General features: G+C 53.2%; 14 protein-coding genes, 1 pseudogene and 1 other annotated feature. Of the genes and pseudogenes, 12 read left to right on the top strand and 3 right to left on the bottom strand.

From position 1 onward, the window contains the following. Nucleotides 1-216: 216 nt before the first annotated feature. Nucleotides 217-317: a sequence feature (Trp leader region), on the top strand. A 22-nt stretch (nt 318-339) separates the two neighbouring features. From OB87_RS07100 to OB87_RS07070, 6 genes and pseudogenes are all read left to right on the top strand, one after another. After that, nucleotides 340-1,902, top strand: coding sequence for an anthranilate synthase component 1 (locus tag OB87_RS07100; protein ID WP_033568751.1), 1,563 nt, complete (start codon nt 340-342; stop codon nt 1,900-1,902). After that, nucleotides 1,902-3,498 (top strand): annotated as a pseudogene (gene trpD, locus OB87_RS21010) (bifunctional anthranilate synthase glutamate amidotransferase component TrpG/anthranilate phosphoribosyltransferase TrpD). Before OB87_RS07100 ends, trpD begins: the two are co-directional and overlap by 1 nt. Nucleotides 3,499-3,506: 8 nt before the next feature. Beyond that, nucleotides 3,507-4,892, top strand: coding sequence for a bifunctional indole-3-glycerol-phosphate synthase TrpC/phosphoribosylanthranilate isomerase TrpF (trpCF, locus tag OB87_RS07085; protein ID WP_033568853.1), 1,386 nt, complete (start codon nt 3,507-3,509; stop codon nt 4,890-4,892). A gap of 17 nt (nt 4,893-4,909) precedes the next feature. Continuing rightward, entirely contained in the window at nt 4,910-6,100 is a 1,191-nt protein-coding gene (trpB, locus tag OB87_RS07080; RefSeq protein WP_033568748.1) for a tryptophan synthase subunit beta, read from the top strand. Beyond that, nucleotides 6,100-6,915: a tryptophan synthase subunit alpha gene (gene trpA / locus OB87_RS07075; RefSeq protein WP_033568747.1), complete on the top strand. Its 816-nt coding sequence runs from the start codon at nt 6,100-6,102 to the stop codon at nt 6,913-6,915. The genes trpB and trpA overlap by 1 nt, the downstream gene beginning before the upstream one ends. Nucleotides 6,916-7,390: 475 nt before the next feature. Further along, on the top strand, nt 7,391-8,122 hold the full coding sequence (locus OB87_RS07070; RefSeq protein WP_033568746.1) for an oligogalacturonate-specific porin KdgM family protein: 732 nt from the start codon (nt 7,391-7,393) through the stop codon (nt 8,120-8,122). 78 nt (nt 8,123-8,200) lie between these two features. Here OB87_RS07070 and ompW read toward each other — a convergent pair whose 3' ends face one another. Next, entirely contained in the window at nt 8,201-8,833 is a 633-nt protein-coding gene (gene ompW, locus OB87_RS07065) for an outer membrane protein OmpW (protein WP_033568745.1), read from the bottom strand. 363 nt (nt 8,834-9,196) lie between these two features. On the opposite strand from ompW, the gene OB87_RS07060 reads away from it, so the two are divergent. The 3 genes from OB87_RS07060 to yciA all read left to right on the top strand — a co-directional run bounded on the left by OB87_RS07060 (nt 9,197) and on the right by yciA (nt 11,176). Then, nucleotides 9,197-9,949 (top strand): YciC family protein, encoded by a 753-nt coding sequence (locus OB87_RS07060; RefSeq protein WP_033568744.1) that lies wholly within the window; start codon nt 9,197-9,199, stop codon nt 9,947-9,949. A 192-nt stretch (nt 9,950-10,141) separates the two neighbouring features. Beyond that, nucleotides 10,142-10,702 carry a septation protein A gene (locus OB87_RS07055; RefSeq protein WP_033568743.1) on the top strand — a complete coding sequence of 187 codons (561 nt, stop codon included), beginning with the start codon at nt 10,142-10,144 and terminating at the stop codon, nt 10,700-10,702. A gap of 51 nt (nt 10,703-10,753) precedes the next feature. After that, nucleotides 10,754-11,176, top strand: a complete 423-nt coding sequence (yciA, locus tag OB87_RS07050; RefSeq protein WP_033568742.1) for an acyl-CoA thioester hydrolase YciA — start codon at nt 10,754-10,756, stop codon at nt 11,174-11,176. 62 nt (nt 11,177-11,238) lie between these two features. Here yciA and tonB read toward each other — a convergent pair whose 3' ends face one another. Then, nucleotides 11,239-11,991, bottom strand: coding sequence for a TonB system transport protein TonB (gene tonB / locus OB87_RS07045; protein WP_033568741.1), 753 nt, complete (start codon nt 11,989-11,991; stop codon nt 11,239-11,241). Nucleotides 11,992-12,200: 209 nt separating this feature from the next. On the opposite strand from tonB, the gene OB87_RS07040 reads away from it, so the two are divergent. Both OB87_RS07040 and OB87_RS07035 read left to right on the top strand, forming a co-directional pair. After that, a complete protein-coding gene (locus OB87_RS07040; RefSeq protein ID WP_033568740.1) occupies nt 12,201-12,497 on the top strand; it encodes a YciI family protein in 297 nt (98 codons plus the stop codon). A 129-nt stretch (nt 12,498-12,626) separates the two neighbouring features. Then, the gene (locus OB87_RS07035) at nt 12,627-14,327 is read left to right on the top strand and encodes a methyl-accepting chemotaxis protein (RefSeq protein WP_033568739.1); all 1,701 of its coding nucleotides are present in this window, start codon (nt 12,627-12,629) and stop codon (nt 14,325-14,327) included. A gap of 71 nt (nt 14,328-14,398) precedes the next feature. Here the strand turns inward: OB87_RS07035 and OB87_RS20570 are convergent, their stop codons facing one another. After that, the gene (locus OB87_RS20570) at nt 14,399-14,575 is read right to left on the bottom strand and encodes a YciY family protein (protein ID WP_123250658.1); all 177 of its coding nucleotides are present in this window, start codon (nt 14,573-14,575) and stop codon (nt 14,399-14,401) included. Between the two features lie 245 nt (nt 14,576-14,820). Here OB87_RS20570 and cls point away from each other — a divergent pair, with 245 nt between their 5' ends. Further along, nucleotides 14,821-16,281 (top strand): cardiolipin synthase, encoded by a 1,461-nt coding sequence (gene cls / locus OB87_RS07030; RefSeq protein WP_033568738.1) that lies wholly within the window; start codon nt 14,821-14,823, stop codon nt 16,279-16,281. Nucleotides 16,282-16,330: the final 49 nt, after the last annotated feature.

Raw genomic sequence — 16,330 nt, 5'->3', positions numbered from 1 at the left:
GCATGATGCCACCAACCTCGCTAAAAAGGAAAAAAGATCGGTTGGTTCGATGCCGTTGCCACTCAGCCAGCCACAACCGGACATCTCCCCGAAAAAATCAGGTGAAATGTTATTGACTTCCCCTCTACGTTCCAGTTAACTAGTACACAAGTTCAAACACACAGATAAATGAGGACAATGGCGATGACGGTAATGACCCTAACCCTGAAAAATCATGCTGGTTGGTGGCGCTTCTCCCTGTTGCGGGCGAAGTGATGACGCATAGCCATTATCTGACATGCATATCCTGAAGCCCGCTGATTAGCGGGTTTTTTTATGGACAAAATACGAGTAAACATCATGCAAATACCACAACCTGAACTGGAGCTGCTACGCGTCAATGCCGAATACCGCAACGACCCCAGCGCAATGTTCCATCAACTGTGCGGTGCTCGCCCGGCAACCCTGCTGCTGGAGTCGGCGGAAATCGACAGCAAACAGAACCTGCAAAGCCTGCTTATCGTTGACAGCGCCTTGCGCATTACCGCCCTCGGTTCCCAGGTGTCGATTCAGGCACTGACCGCTAACGGCGCATCGCTGTTGCCGCTGTTAGATAGCGCATTGCCTGCTGATGTTACCGTCGATGTACGACCGAATAGCCGTGAACTGACCTTTCCAACCATTGATATCATGCAGGACGAAGACACACGTCTGCGCTCACTGTCGGTATTTGACGCACTGCGTCAGCTGTTGACGCTGGTGGCCTCCCCAGAACATGAGCGTGAAGCCATGTTCTTCGGTGGGCTGTTCGCCTACGATCTGGTGGCGGGGTTCGAAAGTCTGCCGCCGCTTAGCCAGCAACAGCGCTGCCCGGATTACTGCTTCTATCTGGCCGAAACCCTGTTGGTGGTGGACCATCAGCAACGCACCACCCATCTACAGGCCAGCCTGTTCACCCCTAACACGGCGGAACGTCAGCGTTTACAGCAGCGTCTGGAACAGGTGCAGCATCAATTACGTCAGCCTGCACCGGCGTTACCGTGCCAAACGGTCGACACCATGACGCTGACCTGCAACCAGAGCGATGAAGATTACGGCGCGGTGGTTAGCCAGATGCAGCAGGCAATTCGCATCGGTGAAATTTTCCAGGTAGTCCCGTCCCGTCGCTTTTCGTTACCGTGCCCGTCGCCATTGGCCGCTTACCAGACCCTGAAAGACAATAACCCCAGTCCTTACATGTTCTACATGCAGGATCAAGATTTCACCCTGTTCGGCGCGTCACCGGAAAGCTCGCTCAAATACGACGCCGTTAGCCGCCAGATCGAAATCTACCCCATCGCGGGTACTCGCCCACGCGGCCGCCGTGCTGACGGTTCACTGGACCGGGATCTGGACAGCCGTATCGAGCTGGAAATGCGTACCGATCATAAAGAGCTGGCCGAACACCTGATGCTGGTGGACCTGGCTCGCAACGATCTGGCGCGAATCTGCGAACCTGGTAGCCGCTATGTGGCAGACCTGACCAAAGTAGACCGTTATTCATTCGTGATGCATCTGGTGTCCCGCGTGGTCGGCACCCTGCGTGCGGATCTGGACGTGCTGCACGCCTACCGCGCCTGCATGAACATGGGGACGTTAAGCGGCGCCCCCAAAGTGCGCGCTATGCAACTGATCGCAGACAGCGAGAAAACCCGCCGCGGCAGCTACGGTGGCGCAGTGGGCTATTTTACTGCCCGTGGCGACCTCGACACCTGCATCGTGATCCGTTCTGCTTACGTGGAAGATGGTATCGCCACCGTACAGGCTGGCGCAGGTGTGGTGCTGGATTCCCACCCACAAGCTGAAGCCGATGAAACCCGTAACAAAGCCCGCGCGGTTCTGCGCGCGATTGCCAGTGCGCATCATGCCCGGGAGGTGTTCTGATGGCCGATATCCTGCTGCTCGATAATATCGACTCCTTTACCTATAACCTGGTCGACCAACTGCGCGCCAGTGGCCATAACGTTGTGGTGTACCGCAACCAGTTGCCTGCCGATGTCATTATCGACCGCCTGCAACACATGGAAAAACCGGTGTTGATGCTCTCACCCGGCCCTGGAACGCCATCTGAAGCCGGTTGTATGCCGACACTGCTGCAACGCCTGCGTGGCCAGTTGCCAATCATCGGCATCTGCCTTGGTCATCAAGCCATCGTTGAAGCCTACGGTGGGCATGTTGGTCAGGCTGGTGAAATCCTGCATGGCAAAGCCTCCAGCATTGAGCATGACGGTCAGGCGATGTTCAGCAACCTGCCCAACCCACTGCCAGTGGCTCGCTACCACTCATTGGTTGGCAGCAATATCCCGGCAGAGCTGGTGATCAACGCCAGTTTCAACGGCATGGTGATGGCGGTGCGCCATGACAAGCATCGCGTTTGCGGTTTCCAGTTTCACCCGGAATCCATCCTCACCACTCACGGCGCACGTCTGCTGAACCAGACGCTGGACTGGGCACTGGCTTGATTTGAAGGAGACACCACTGATGCAACCGATTCTTGAAAAACTGTACCGTGCCGAGATCCTGAGCCAGGCAGAAAGTCAGCAGCTGTTTGCCGCCATCATTCAGGGTGAACTGGAGCCGACGCAACTGGCGGCGGCGCTGATTAGCATGAAGGTACGCGGCGAACACCCGGATGAAATCGCCGGGGCCGCCACCGCGCTACTGGCTGACGCCAAACCCTTCCCGCGCCCAGACTACCGGTTCGCGGACATCGTCGGCACCGGCGGCGACGGCACCAACAGCATCAATATCTCCACCGCCAGTGCCTTTGTGGCCGCCGCCTGCGGGCTGAAAGTCGCCAAGCACGGTAACCGCAGTGTTTCCAGCCGCTCCGGCTCGTCGGATTTGCTATCGGCGTTTGGCATCAAGCTCGATATGTCGGCAGAGGTATCGCGTCAGGCGCTGGACGATCTGGGGGTCTGTTTTTTGTTTGCGCCGCAATATCACACCGGTTTTCGTCACGCGATGCCAGTGCGCCAGCAGTTGAAAACCCGTACCGTGTTTAACGTACTGGGGCCGCTGATCAACCCGGCTCGTCCGCCGTTGGCGCTGATCGGCGTCTACCGGCCGGAACTGGTGAAACCGATTGCCGAAACCCTAAAAGTGCTGGGATACCAACGCGCGGCCGTGGTGCATGGTGGTGGCATGGATGAAGTCGCTATTCACGCACCGACACAGGTCGCCGAACTGCGTGATGGCCAGATAGAAACCTACCCGCTAACGCCCCATGATTTCGGGCTGGACACCTTCACACTGGATGATTTGCAGGGCGGCACGCCGGAGGAAAACCGTGATATTCTGGCCCGATTGCTGCAAGGTAAGGGCCAACCAGCTCATGATGCCGCTGTTGCAGCCAACGTGGCGTTGTTGCTGAAACTGTTCGGACAGGAAGATCTGCGGCAGAATGCCCAACAAGCACTGGAAGTGATTCACAGCGGTCAGGCTTACCAGCGCGTGCTGGAACTGGCAGCCAGAGGATGATGAAGAAAATGCAGGAAACCGTATTAACCAAAATTGTGCGCGACAAAGCGCAGTGGATCGCCGAACGGCAGCAACGACAGCCGCTCGACAGCTTTCAGTCACAGGTAACGCCCAGTTCGCGCCACTTCTATCAGTCGCTGAAACAGGCTAGTCCAGCGTTTATTCTGGAGTGCAAAAAAGCCTCGCCCTCCAAGGGGTTGATTCGCGCTGATTTCAACCCGGTCGCTATTGCGCGGGTTTATCAGGATTACGCGTCCGCTATTTCGGTGCTGACCGACGAGAAATATTTCCAGGGCGATTTTGCTTTCCTGACCCAGGTCAGCGCGGCGGTTACCCAACCGGTGCTGTGCAAGGACTTCATTATCGACCCGTACCAGATCTATCTGGCCCGTTACTATCAGGCCGACGCGATTCTGCTGATGCTGTCGGTCCTGGATGATGACCAGTATCGCCAACTGGCACAGGTAGCGCACAGCCTGAATATGGGCATCCTGACGGAAGTCAGTAATGAAGCCGAACTGGAACGCGCGATTGCGCTGGAAGCACGCGTGGTCGGTATCAACAACCGCGACCTGCGCGATCTCTCTATCGACCTTAACCGTACCCGCACGCTGGCACCGCGTCTGCCTGCCGGTGTGACGGTGATCAGCGAATCCGGTATCAGCCGTCATGCCCATATTCAGGAACTGAGCCAGTACGCCAATGGTTTTCTGATCGGCAGTTCGCTAATGGAAGAAGACGACCTGACGCTGGCGGTACGCCGGGTCATCCTCGGGGAAAACAAAGTGTGCGGGTTGACCCGGCCTGACGATGCCGCCGCGGCCTTTCAGGCGGGCGCGGTGTACGGCGGGCTGATTTTTGTCGCCAGTTCCCCACGCTGCGTGACAACGTCACAGGCACGTACCGTGATGGCAGGTGCGCCCTTGCGCTATGTCGGGGTATTCCGTGACGCGCCGCTGGCCGACATCGTGGCAACCGCATCGTCGCTCCAACTGGCAGCCGTGCAGTTACATGGTAGCGAAGATGAAACCGCCATCGCTGCCTTACGTGAGCAACTGCCTGCAACCTGTCAGATCTGGAAAGCACAGCGTGTCGGCGACACTCTGCCCCCGCTGGCGCTGGCGCAGGTTGACCGGGTGCTGTTCGACAACGGTCAAGGCGGCAGCGGTCAGGCGTTCGACTGGTCCTTGTTGCAGGGGCAATCGCTGCAGCAGGTGTTGCTGGCCGGTGGACTTAGCCCGGACAACGTGGCGCAAGCGGCGAAGCTCGGTGCAGCCGGGCTGGATTTCAACTCTGGTGTGGAGTCGCAACCCGGCATCAAAGATCCACAGAAAATCGCGGCGGTATTCCGGACGCTGCGTACGGTGCAACCTCGCCGTACCTCTCATGAATAACAAGATACAGGCTGATTATGACGTTACTTAACCCTTATTTTGGTGAATTTGGTGGTCAGTACGTGCCACAGATCCTGATGCCAGCTCTGCGCCAGTTGGAAGAAGCCTTCGTCAGCGCGCAGCGTGACCCGGCGTTTCAGGCTGAGTTCAGCGACCTGCTGAAGAACTACGCCGGACGGCCGACAGCACTGACTCTGTGTAAAAACCTGACCGCAGGCACCCGAACCAAACTCTATCTGAAACGCGAAGACCTGTTGCATGGCGGCGCGCACAAGACCAATCAGGTACTGGGGCAAGCATTGCTGGCGAAGCGTATGGGTAAAACCGAAATCATCGCTGAAACCGGTGCGGGACAACATGGCGTTGCCACCGCGTTGGCTTGCGCCCTGCTGGGGTTGAAATGCCGCGTCTACATGGGTGCCAAGGACGTGGAGCGCCAGTCGCCGAACGTGTTCCGTATGCGGTTGATGGGCGCAGAAGTCATCCCGGTACATAGCGGTTCCGCCACCCTGAAAGACGCCTGCAACGAAGCATTACGCGACTGGTCCGGCAGCTATGAGACGGCGCATTACCTGCTGGGTACTGCTGCTGGTCCACATCCTTACCCTACCATCGTGCGAGAGTTTCAGCGCATGATCGGGGAAGAAACCAAAGCCCAGGTGAAAGAAAAAGAAGGTCGCCTGCCGGATGCGGTGCTGGCCTGCGTCGGCGGTGGTTCCAACGCCATCGGCATGTTTGCTGATTTCATCGACGAGCCGTCCGTGCGTTTGATCGGCGTAGAACCGGCGGGTCTGGGTATCGAAACCGGACAACACGGCGCACCACTGAAGCATGGCCGCGTCGGTATCTACTTCGGTATGAAATCACCGATGATGCAGACCGAAGACGGTCAAATCGAAGAGTCGTACTCTATTTCGGCCGGTCTGGACTTCCCCTCCGTCGGGCCGCAGCACGCGCACCTGAACAGTATCGGCCGTGCGGATTATGTGTCAGTCACCGACGACGAAGCGTTGAGCGCATTCCGGGAATTGTCGCGTCACGAAGGAATTATCCCGGCGCTGGAGTCCTCCCATGCGCTGGCCCACGCGCTGAAAATGATCAAAGCGGAACCGGAAAAAGAGCAAATATTGGTGGTCAACCTGTCCGGACGTGGTGATAAAGATATTTTTACGGTTCACGACATTCTGAAATCCCGGGGAGAGATCTGATGGAACGCTACCACGCTTTGTTTAAACGACTGTCGGAAAAACAGGAAGGGGCGTTTGTGCCGTTTGTCACGCTGGGCGACCCTTCCCCTGAACTTTCGCTGCGCATTATCGATACGCTGGTGGCGGCCGGGGCGGACGCGCTGGAGCTGGGGATCCCGTTCTCCGATCCGCTGGCGGATGGCCCGACTATTCAGAACGCCACACTGCGCGCCTTTGCGGCTGGCGTCACCCCAGCCCACTGTTTTGAAATGCTGGCAACCATCCGTCAAAAATACCCTGACCTGCCGATCGGCTTGCTGATGTACGCCAATTTGGTGTTCAGCAACGGCATTGACACCTTTTATCAACGTTGTGCCGAAACCGGCGTTGACTCGGTGCTGGTCGCCGACGTGCCGCTGGAAGAATCAGCGCCGTTTCGCACCGCAGCAATGAAGCATGGCATCGCGCCTATCTTCATCTGCCCGCCGAATGCAGATGATGACCTGCTGCGTGAAGTGTCATCCTTCGGTCGCGGCTATACCTACCTGCTTTCACGGGCTGGTGTAACCGGCGCAGAAACCCGCGCTCAGTTGCCGCTGCACCATCTGCTGGAAAAATTGCAGGAATATCACGCGGCACCACCGTTGCTTGGTTTTGGCATTTCCGAGTCAACTCAGGTGCAAAAAGCGCTGGAATCCGGTGCAGCTGGTGCAATATCTGGCTCCGCGATTGTCAAAATCATCGAGCAATACCATTCCCAGCCGGATGACATGCTGGCAAAACTGGCCGATTTTGTCCGTGGTATGAAAGCCGCCACCCGCGCGAACGGACACTAATTCCACCCCGCCAGATATAGCGCATTTCAACATATCGAGCGCCATAACCTATCGATGAGGTTATGGCGCTTTTTACTGCCATTTTTAAGCGGCTCAGAAAACACCATGAACACTCACAAAGTGACATAAAAATTCATAACTATGGATACCTTAAGGACATTATTAACTCCAATTTAAAGCACACATCCACATACAAATAGCTCACAAAAATAAAATATTGTGATTATTTGTTTCTAAATAATTTTATTTAATTCTAAATATTAAAAATAATAAACATTATTACATTTGCTGCGAAAGCAATAATTTTTTCTTCTGTAAATAGACGAATATCACATAAATGAAATAGCTTTTCATTTTTTCGCTTTACCGATCTCGCTCACATATTTGTAAATAACAATGAATAGAATTGAACTTGTGTCGGATAAGACACCATTGCAAAAAATTCAAATAATTATCTCTGATGAGGGTTATAACAATGAAATTTAAAATCCTGACGATGATGGTCGCGTCTGTAGTAAGTATGAGCTCAATGGCAGTCACCTTCGATTACCGCCATGAAATGAAAGATACCCAAAATGCAAACCATCAGGATCGTCTGTTGATTTCGCACCGTTTTGAGAACGGGTTCGGTTTGTCTTCTGAAGTGAAATGGAAACAATCCGGCAATGATTCTACACCAAACAAACCTTATAACGAGCAAGTCAGCAACGGCACTGAAGTCACTGCCAGCTACCTGTATAAATTCAATAAGATGTTTAATGCCGAAGCTGGTTTCAATCTGGTTTCCGACAATACAGGTAACAAATACCGTCCTTATATCAAAGGTGGCGTAAACTTTACTGACAGCCTTTACTATACCTTGCGTTACCGTCCTTTCTATCAGCGTTTCAGCAGCACTATCAATACCTCAACGCCAGCTGAAGCCACTAATATGAAAGGCTATACCATTACCAGCGTGCTGGGTTATAAGTTTCTGGACAACTTCACCGTTGAATACGAACTGGAATACAACAAAAATACCAAAGCAGGTAACTTTGGTTACATCTACGACAATGATAACGACAACTTTACGCATGACGTGAAGCTGGCCTACAAAATTGACAAAAACTGGACCCCATACGTTCAGGTTGCCAATGTTGAAGGCCCATCTAAAACCACTGATGAACGCCAAACCCGTTACCGTGTCGGTGTTCAGTACAACTTCTAATATCGCCCCGGTTATCATCTGACGTAAAAAAGGCGGAACTTCGGTTCCGCCTTCTCTTTTTGTTTTTTACTTCGTTTATCAGAATTTGTAACCGAAGCCAAACATAAATACCCAGGGATCCAGACGTGTTTTGATGCTCTGGTCCTGACCGGCAGCTTTGAATTTCACGGTAGTATCGATATCCATCCACCATACCGACATATTTAACAACCAGTCTTTAGTCAGGTTGTAATCCAGACCAGCCTGTGCCGCAACGCCCCAGGAATTTTTCAGGCTAAGGTCAGTCAACCCGGCGTCTTTACCCGTCTGGTTAAATTTCTCATCAAAGAACATGGTGTAATTCAGGCCGACCCCCAGATAAGGGCGCAGCTTATCCGTGCTCTGACCAAAATAGTACTGCGCCATCAAGGTGGGTGGTAAGTGTTTTACTTCAGCAATCTGCCCAACACCACCTACACCCACTTTGTGCTGAAACGGCGTCGCGGCCAGCAGCTCTACGCCGATATTATCCGTCACCATGTAGCCAAAGGTCAGCCCGAGCTGGGTATTGTTATTGACATTGAATGATCCCAACCCCAGCACATCATCAGAACCAGCATTCGGACGCACGGTTGCCGTTCCAGCGCGAACAATCACATCACCCGCCTGATGTGCTTGTGCCAATGCCGGCATCAGCGCGGCAGCCATCATCAATAAAGAAACCTTCTTCATTATCCACTCCTTTTGTAAGGTTAATATCCGGGCGAACTATACCCATCAAGGGGTATTTTTGTTTGAAGCCAGATCACATCCTGACATGATTTTTGCGGCATTATGCCATCAATCAAATCACCACAAGTCGCTAAAAAACAAAGAATTGATCCAAATCAAAAAGCGCAAAAAAGACCAATAGCTCATTCATGACCTACGGCTTGTTACCGTTGATATCAGCCGGGTTACTGTTGTTGTGTATATGGATCAGAATAAAAAGCGGAACGTTACGCTGGGGTGCCACGGAACAGCCGAACAGGTTACAATGGCCGGATAATATTTTTTGCTAAAAGCCCTATTGCTAACCTTTGCCAAGGAGTTTTCATGCCTATCACGGCCAGCAGATTATACCGTGACACCTTGAATTTTACGCGTAACCAGTTCTTCAGCATCCTGATGCTAGCGCTGCTGACGTCTTTGATCACCGTCGTCCTCGGGCACATCTTTACGCCCGGCAACGATCAGCTGCAACTACTCAGCAACAGTAATGTAGACCTGTCTTCCATTGAGCAGCCTGGTATCAGCGATATCATCCAGCAGCTTTCCCCCGAGCAACAAATGGTGCTGCTGAAAGCTTCCGCTGCCGGTACGTTTGCCACGCTGGTCGGCAATGCGCTGCTGACTGGCGGCATCCTGATGCTGATCCAACTGGTGTCGGGAGGTCATAAAACCAGCGCGCTGCGCGCTATTAGCGCATCGGCACCACTGTTACCCCGCCTGTTTTTGCTGATACTGGTTTGTACCCTGTTGATTCAACTGGGCATGTTATTGGTCGTGGTTCCAGGAATCTTGTTATCCATCGCTTTTAGTCTGTCCCCCGTGATCGCCGTTACCGAAAAACGCGGTGTCTTTGCCTCTATGCGCACCAGCAGCAAACTGGCATTCGCCCATTTTCGCCAGACGGCACCGGCCGTGCTGCTGTGGCTACTGGCCAAAGTCGCGCTGTTGCTGTTGCTCACCCGATTGCCACTGGTGTCGCCGACTACCATGGCGGTGTTGCTAAACGGTATCAGCAACGTGCTTTCTGCCATGCTGCTGGTCTATGTATTCCGTCTATACATGCTGCTGCGCGGCTAAATTCGCACCGATTATTCTGGAGCAGCGACGGTGCTGCTCCACTATCGTCGGCCGTCATAACGTAATTTTCTGCAAATTGTTACGATAAATCGGGAATCGCGCTGCGCAAACGGCGATAATAATCCAGAATAAATCGGCCCTTTTGATACATGCAGGCTACCACCTCACACGGGTAATCGACGGATTAGCAAAATGAAGCAACTTATTGATTTTATTCCCCTTATTGTTTTTTTTGTTTGTTATAAACTGTACGACATCTATGTCGCCTCCGGTGCATTGATTGCGGCAACGGCGGCAGCGTTGCTGCTGAGCTGGTTTATTTACCGCAAAATCGAAAAAATGATGCTGCTGACGTTCCTGATGGTTGCTGTATTCGGCACCTTGACGCTGGTATTCCACAACGACCAGTTTATTAAATGGAAAGTGACTATTATTTATACGCTGTTCGCCATCGCGTTGTTGTTTAGCCAGTTCGTGATGAAGAAAACCCTGATTCAACGGATGTTGGGAAAAGAGCTGTCGTTACCCGAAATGGTATGGGCGAAACTGAATATTTCGTGGGCAGTCTTTTTCCTGCTGTGCGGTCTGGCTAATATTTATATTGCTTTCTGGTTGCCACAAAGCGTTTGGGTTGACTTTAAAGTATTTGGCCTCACTGGCCTGACTCTGGTATTTACATTGCTGTGCGGCGTTTACATTTATCGTCATCTGCCGGCTGAGCCGGAGAAAACAGAAAATGAGAGCGATAAATGATTGCCGGATACCGACTGACATTGACTATTCACAAGCGGATTCGTTGACCCTATGAGCAAACAAGACGCATTACCTCACGGCGAACTGGTGCTACGCACGCTGGCCATGCCAGCAGACACCAACGCTAACGGTGATATTTTTGGCGGCTGGCTGATGTCGCAGATGGATATCGGCGGAGCCATCCAGGCGAAAGAGATTGCAGAAGGTCGTGTCGTCACCGTTCGGGTTGACGGCATGACGTTCCTAAAACCTGTCGCCGTCGGCGATGTGGTGTGTTGCTATGCCCGCTGTGTCCGTACCGGTCGCAGCTCGATGACAATTAATGTGGAAGTGTGGGTGAAAAAGGTTTCAACCGACCCCATCGGCCAACGCTACCGTGCCACTGAGGCGCTGTTTACTTACGTTGCCGTGGATGAAGAAGGCCGACCGCGCGAATTGCCGGAAGGGAAAAGCCATTTCGAGCCAGAGCAATAATAACAAATGATTAAGGCACCGTTCGCGGTGCCTTAATTTTTCCGACGTCACTCCGCTGCGGTTTACTCCATCGCGGTGCCGCCATTGATTCTGAAGATAATCGTCACCACCAGGTCTTTCCCCGGCTTGCGCTCTTCATAACGCCATTTTCGCATCGCCTGCTTGATATCGCGCTCAAACATATTCTTAGGCTCAGCCGATAACACGCGAACATTATCCACGCGTCCCGAGTCATCGACGTCAAACTGCACCTTAACCCGGCCTTCAATGCGCAAAGCAAACGCCCTCGCCGGGTATTCCGGCTGAACCCGGCTTAACGGTCTTGGCCCCGAGGGCTGAGCACTGGCGACGGGTGCCTGGCTGACCGGTGCCGTGTTACGGCTGGGCGTCTGGCTGGCGGACGGCGTTGCTGTCGGTTGCGGCGCGGTTTCACGCGGCGTGTCCTTGGGCTGTTCTACCTTTTTCACCGGTTTGGGCTTCGGTTCCGGTTTCGGCTTAGGTTTAGGCTTCGGCTCCGGTAGCGGAACAGGAACCGGTTTTGGCAACGGTGGCGGTTCGGGCTGAACATCTGGCTCCGGCGTCGGTTCCGGTATTTTTTCCGGTTCGGGCTGAGGTGCGGCTGCAGGGGCAGGTGTCGCTTCCTCCGGTGCGGTATTGACCATCACGACCTGGATCGGCTGCGGCGTCGACGGCGGCTTGACTGATGTATTAAATGAAGCAAACAGCAACCCTGCAATCAGTGAACCATGAAAACCCACGGAAACCAGCATCGGCCAGGAATATCGGCGGGTCAGGAAAAATGTTTTCTGCGGCATAGTTATATGATGTCCTCTCACTGCGCAAGTTTAAATGCAAATGACAATCATATTCAATAGAAGCCGATCAATTCCCGTGTAAGACGGTCTGCTCTACATCAGGTTTAGTGCCGTAAAATCGAACTGGCAGTAACAAGGATTGTCCTGCCGGGATCATCGCGTATGATGACGGTTCCCTCTCACAATGGTCTGACAGACCGAGGTTTACCATGCTGTATGTGATTTATGCCACCGACGTACCTGGCTCGCTGGAAAAACGCCTGGCCGCCCGCCCGGCTCATATCGCCCGACTGCAAACACTACGGGATCAAGGGCGTTTGTTAACGGCAGGCGCACTGCCCGCTATCGACAGTGAAGATCCTGGTAGCGCTGGATTTACCGGTTCAACGGTGATTGCCGAATTCCCGTCGCTGGAAGATGCCCGCCATTGGGCAGACGAAGATCCCTATGTCGCCGCCGGTGTCTACGAGTCTGTCAGCGTCAAACCCTTCAGAAGAGCATTTTAATCCGAATTTGACGGAGGTCATGGTATTTTCACCAATCATTACCTCCGTTTTCCTCTTGAATATCTGAAATATTTTAGTCATTTAATGATGTTATGTTGGCGGCAATTTATCTTCAGAGAGTAACTAGTCATGTCAACATCCGCCCCGTCACGCTCCGGTTTTCTGGGCAAAGTGCGTCAATATCGCCTGAGTTTTCTTTCCGGTTTGCTGTTAATCATTGGGCTATTTTCCTTACTGCAATTGTTGTCCGTAGGGATGATATCGAAAACCATGATTGAAGTGCGCCAGGATAGTGCGGCCAACGAAGCCCTGCGCCAGCAACAGGCACTGATGGATCAGGCTCGCATGGAGGTCATGAACGCCAGCGATAAACTCAATCGCGCCGGTATTTACCTGATGTTTGACAAAGAAACCGGGTCGGTCGGTAGCTGGAACAGCCTGATGACCGAAGCCGAAGAGTCGTTAACCCACGCTCAAGCGTATTATCAAAAACTGGATCGCTTTTCTGATGCTGCCCGCAATGACGCCGCCTTCACCGAGCTAAAAAGCAGTTATCAGCAGCTCTATAACGGGCTGCTCGAACTGGCGCAAGGCATCAAGAAAACCAACGAAATCGATATTTTCTTTGCCGTCCCCATCCAGGCCTATCAAACCCTGTTTACCCAAAAATATGCCCGCTACCTGCAGGAAAATGATGCCCGTCAGAAACAACATGCTCAACAGTTACTGAATAATCTTGATGCTGCCCACACCTTGTTTATTATCATTTTGGGGTTATTGCTGGCAATCTCGCTGGTGGTCTGGGTTGGCGTGAACAAGGTTATCGTTCACCCACTCAAGCGCATAACCGACCACCTGCGACGGGTTGCCGCGGGCGATCTGTCGCATGATATTGGCATCGAAAAACGTGCAACGCGCGAAATCGCGCTGCTAAACAGCAGCGTAGTGCAAATGCAGAGTGGGCTGGTGGATCTGATAAGTCAGGTTCGTCAGGGTATGGAAACCATGATGCAACAAGTCAGCCATGTTACGACCGACAACCGTCTGCTGTCTGAACAGGCCAATCGGCAATCCGCTGAGCTGAAGGTCACCACCGAACACATCATCCAGATCAGCCAGCATCTGGAACAGAATGCCCAGTACACCGAGCAGGCCAGCCATCACGCGCAAGAAACCAGTCATATCGCTGAACAGGGCGAAACCATGATGAGCGACGTCAGAAACGCGATGCGAGACATTTCCTGCCGCAGCAAAGAAATGACGGAAGTTATCTCAATGATTGAAAACGTGGCGTTTCAGACGCATATCCTGTCGCTCAATGCAGCAATTGAAGCAGCCCGTGCGGGCAATATGGGTAAAGGTTTCTCGGTCGTTGCCCGTGAGGTAGGCACGTTGGCATCGCAAAGCAGTCAATCGGCCCAGAACATCAATGCGTTGATTCATGAATCGGACAGTAGTGTCGCGACCGGGGCCAGAGTGGTGGGTCACCTCAATGACAGCCTGCAAGAGATCATTCAGGCAGCCAAAGGCACCAGCACATTCCTGAGTGAAATCACCGACATTTCGCAGCAACAGAACCAAAGCATCCATGAAGTGACCAACCGTATCAGTTCACTCAACGACACAGTGAAACAGAATGCTCTGCAGGTGGAGGCCTCTGCCCGCACCTGTCTTCAGTTGCTGGAGCAAACCGAACAGCTCAATCTGTCGGTGTCGCTGTTTCAATTGCCCGACACGGTAACGGCAAACGAACCGGATGAGCCGCGCACCATGCCGACGCCGGTCACCAGTCGCTATGTCGCACTGCCACAACACTCACCGGCGTTGTAGTCCCCTATTCCCGCTGACAAAAAAGCCCAACGATCTCACGACCGTTGGGCCTGACACAGGCGACTACATAGTTACCACTCGTAAGCTACCGCATACAATAACGCTCGACGCTGTTGTTTCTCTCGCAGGTAACGCACCTGGTGGATATGCCGATAACTGCGCGACTGGGCTTCGAGCCAACGGCTGCGGCGTCGCTGTACCTGGCGTTGCATACGCCAACGGCTCACTTCATTCCGGCTGCGTTTCATAGCACGACTCTTGTTTCATGGCACAACTCTTGTTTCATGGCACGGCTCTGTAATCAGCGTGACGGGACCGGGGTATTATATCCCTCTGATATCCTCCGCCAAGCGATACGACAGGATTTTCCCGAATCCGCACACTTGCCCTTCATGCGCTATAGTATTCAGAGTAAAGGACTTTCCCCTTTGGGGAACTATGCATACACTTGAACACGTAAACATTCCGCCGCAGGGAACCGTGCATTGTTACTATGACAGCATTTTATACTGTACTGAGTGGATTATTGGTTTTTAGCTATTGGCTGCTCGTTGCCAGTATTACGCTGCGTATTCTGATGAAAAGGCGTGCGGTCCCTTCGGCGATGGCCTGGCTATTGGTGATTTATATTCTGCCGTTGGTCGGGATCGTCGCCTATCTGTTATTCGGCGAACTACACCTGGGGAAACGCCGTGCGGAGCGTGCCCGGCAAATGTGGCCGGTTACCGCCCAATGGCTGCGAGATCTGAAAGAGTATCGTCGCATTTTTGCTACTGAAAACAGCGAAGTGGCGCGATCATTGTTTCAGCTCTGTGAACGTCGTCAGGGCATTGGCGGCATCAAAGGCAATCAGTTACAGCTGTTGACCTCATTCGACGACACCATTAAGACGCTGATCCGCGACATCGAGCTGGCTCGCAATAACATCGAGATGGTGTTTTATATCTGGCAGACCGGCGGGCTGGTAGATCAGGTGATGGCCGCCCTGCTGGCGGCGTCACGGCGTGGGGTCAAATGCCGTATCCTGCTGGATTCGGCTGGCAGCGTACAATTCTTTCACAGTACCTACCCAGAGATCATGCGGGCTGCCGACATCACGGTGGTGGACGCATTACAGGTCAACCTGCTGCGCGCGTTCCTGCGTAGGATGGATTTACGCCAGCACCGTAAGGTGATCCTGATTGATAACCGCATCGCCTATACCGGCAGTATGAACATGGTGGACCCGCGTTATTTCAAGCAGGACTCCGGTGTCGGCCAGTGGGTGGATCTGATGGTGCGTATCGAAGGCCCGGTAACCACCACGATGGGTGTCATCTATAGCCTTGACTGGGAAATGGAAACCGGCCAGCGCTTGCCACCACCGCCACCCGACGTGAATATCATGCCGTTTGAGCAAGAGCGCGGCCATACGGTACAGGTCATCGCCTCCGGTCCTGGTTACCCCGAGGATATGATCCATCAGGCATTGCTGACCGCCGTTTACTCTGCTCGTCATCAGTTGATCATGACCACACCCTACTTTGTCCCCAGCGACGACCTGCAACACGCCATCTGTACTGCCGCACAGCGTGGTGTAGACGTTAGCGTCATCGTACCTTACAAGAATGATTCCATGATGGTTGGCTGGGCCTGCAAAGCCTTTTTCAGTGAATTACTGACGGCGGGTGTCAAAATCTATCAGTTCGAAGGCGGATTACTGCACACTAAAAGCGTGCTGGTCGACGGCCAGCTCAGCCTGGTGGGAACAGTCAATCTGGATATGCGTAGCCTGTGGCTGAACTTCGAAATCACACTGGTGATTGACGACGACGGGTTCGGTAGCGACCTGGCTTGTGTACAGGAGGATTACATGTCCCGCTCCCGCCTGCTGAACGCCAAGGAGTGGCTAAAACGCCCCTATTGGCAGCGTATCGTCGAGCGGCTGTTTTACTTTTTCAGTCCTCTGCTGTAATCACATCGCCCTTCATGCTCTAATACCCCATCACGTTTTAACAGGAATG

It is taken from the genome of Dickeya undicola (genome assembly GCF_000784735.1).
GTDB classification, from domain to species: Bacteria; Pseudomonadota; Gammaproteobacteria; order Enterobacterales; family Enterobacteriaceae; genus Dickeya; species Dickeya undicola.
The sequence above is the reverse complement of the archived record's forward strand: the minus strand, read 5'-3'. Positions and strand labels throughout refer to the sequence as shown.

Excerpts from the sequence above, each read along its gene's own strand:
- OB87_RS07100 (WP_033568751.1), top strand. The coding sequence starts at position 340 with ATGCAAATACCACAACCTGAACTGGAGCTGCTACGCGTCAATGCCGAA.
- trpCF (WP_033568853.1), top strand. The coding sequence starts at position 3,507 with ATGCAGGAAACCGTATTAACCAAAATTGTGCGCGACAAAGCGCAGTGG.
- trpB (WP_033568748.1), top strand. The coding sequence starts at position 4,910 with ATGACGTTACTTAACCCTTATTTTGGTGAATTTGGTGGTCAGTACGTG.
- trpA (WP_033568747.1), top strand. The coding sequence starts at position 6,100 with ATGGAACGCTACCACGCTTTGTTTAAACGACTGTCGGAAAAACAGGAA.
- OB87_RS07070 (WP_033568746.1), top strand. The coding sequence starts at position 7,391 with ATGAAATTTAAAATCCTGACGATGATGGTCGCGTCTGTAGTAAGTATG.
- ompW (WP_033568745.1), bottom strand. The coding sequence starts at position 8,833 with ATGAAGAAGGTTTCTTTATTGATGATGGCTGCCGCGCTGATGCCGGCA.
- OB87_RS07060 (WP_033568744.1), top strand. The coding sequence starts at position 9,197 with ATGCCTATCACGGCCAGCAGATTATACCGTGACACCTTGAATTTTACG.
- OB87_RS07055 (WP_033568743.1), top strand. The coding sequence starts at position 10,142 with ATGAAGCAACTTATTGATTTTATTCCCCTTATTGTTTTTTTTGTTTGT.
- yciA (WP_033568742.1), top strand. The coding sequence starts at position 10,754 with ATGAGCAAACAAGACGCATTACCTCACGGCGAACTGGTGCTACGCACG.
- tonB (WP_033568741.1), bottom strand. The coding sequence starts at position 11,991 with ATGCCGCAGAAAACATTTTTCCTGACCCGCCGATATTCCTGGCCGATG.
- OB87_RS07040 (WP_033568740.1), top strand. The coding sequence starts at position 12,201 with ATGCTGTATGTGATTTATGCCACCGACGTACCTGGCTCGCTGGAAAAA.
- OB87_RS07035 (WP_033568739.1), top strand. The coding sequence starts at position 12,627 with ATGTCAACATCCGCCCCGTCACGCTCCGGTTTTCTGGGCAAAGTGCGT.
- OB87_RS20570 (WP_123250658.1), bottom strand. The coding sequence starts at position 14,575 with ATGAAACGCAGCCGGAATGAAGTGAGCCGTTGGCGTATGCAACGCCAG.
- cls (WP_033568738.1), top strand. The coding sequence starts at position 14,821 with ATGACAGCATTTTATACTGTACTGAGTGGATTATTGGTTTTTAGCTAT.